Genomic DNA, 1,502 nt, shown 5'->3' on the forward strand with positions numbered 1-1,502 from the left:
GAGCTCGCCCGCGCCGTCGCGGCCACGCTCGCCTCCGGCCGCGGGGCGATCGCCGTACTGCCCGACGGGCGCACCGCCGCCCGGGTCGACGCGGCGCTCACCGCGCTGCTCGGGCCCGGCCGGCACGCCCTGCTCACCGCCGAGTCCGGCCCCGAGAAGCGCTACCGCCAGTGGCTCGCCGTGCACCGCGGCTCCGTGCGGGCCGTCGTCGGCACCCGGGCGGCGATGTTCGCGCCGGTCCGCGACCTCGGCCTGGTCGCGATCTGGGACGACGGGGACACCAGCCACAGCGACGACAACGCCCCCTTCCCGCACGTACGGGAGGTGCTGGAGCTGCGGGCGGTCGGCGAGGGCTGCGCCTTCCTCGCCGGCGGCACCAGCTGCACCGTCGAGGCCGCCCAGCTGGTCGAGTCCGGCTGGGCCCGGCCGCTGACCGCCGACCGCGAGACCGTACGGGCGGCCGCGCCGCGCGTGCGCACCGTCGGCGACGAGCTGCTGGCCCGCGACGAGGCCGCGCGCGCCGCCCGGCTGCCGAGCCTGGCCTGGGAGACCGTGCGCGACGCGCTGAGGACCGGCCCCGTCCTGGTCCAGGTGCCCCGCCGCGGATACGTGCCCCGGCTGGCGTGCCAGAACTGCCGGGCCCCGGCCCGCTGCCGCACCTGCGCCGGGCCGCTGGAGGCGCCCGACGAGCGGGACCTGCACTGCGGCTGGTGCGGCCGCCCGGAGCCCTCCTGGCACTGCGAGGAGTGCGGCTCCTTCCGGCTGCGCGCCCAGGTCGTCGGTGCCCGGCGCACCGCCGAGGAACTGGGCCGGGCCTTCCCGGCCGTCCCGGTCCGCACCTCCGGGCGCGACCACGTCCTCGACACCGTGCCCGAGCGGCCCGCGCTCGTGGTGTCCACCCCCGGCGCCGAACCGGTCGCCGAGGGCGCCGGCTACGCGGCCGCCCTGCTGCTCGACGGCTGGGCCATGCTGGGCCGGCCCGACCTGCGGGCGGGCGAGGACGCGCTGCGCCGGTGGATCGCCGCTGCCTCCCTGGTCCGCGGCGACGGCCAGGTCGTCGTGGTCGCCGAGCCGACCCTGCGGCCCGTCCAGGCCCTCGTCCGGTGGGACCCCGTCGGCCACGCGCTGCGCGAACTCGCCGAGCGCGCCCAGCTCGGCTTCCCGCCCGTGTCCCGGATGGCGTCGGTGGCCGGCCGCCGCGAGGCGGTGGAGTCCTTCCTCGCCGCCACGGAACTCCCGCCCGACGCCGAGGTGCTGGGCCCGGTCCCGCTGCCCGGCCGGCGGGGCGAGCCGTCCCCGGGCGAGCGGGCCCTGGTCCGCGTCCCGCCGGGCAGCGGCGCCGCGCTCGCGGCCGCCCTGAAGACGGCCCAGGCGGCCCGGCTGGCCCGCGGGGTGACCGCGGCCGACGCGGTCCGGGTCCGCATCGACCCGGCGGACATCGGCTGAGGCGGTTTCCGGGGCGGAGGAAGATCCCGTAGGGGGAGGGGAGTCGAGGTCCGATC

At 79.7% G+C, this 1,502-nt stretch carries 1 protein-coding gene; it reads left to right on the forward strand.

What is annotated here, in order from left to right:
- A partial coding sequence (locus GPJ59_RS36135) for a primosome assembly protein PriA (protein ID WP_219672345.1) occupies positions 1–1,446 on the forward strand: 1,446 nt, incomplete at its 5' end.
- Positions 1,447–1,502: the final 56 nt, after the last annotated feature.

It is taken from the genome of Streptomyces bambusae, assembly GCF_019400985.1.
GTDB classification, from domain to species: domain Bacteria; phylum Actinomycetota; class Actinomycetes; order Streptomycetales; family Streptomycetaceae; genus Streptomyces; species Streptomyces bambusae_A.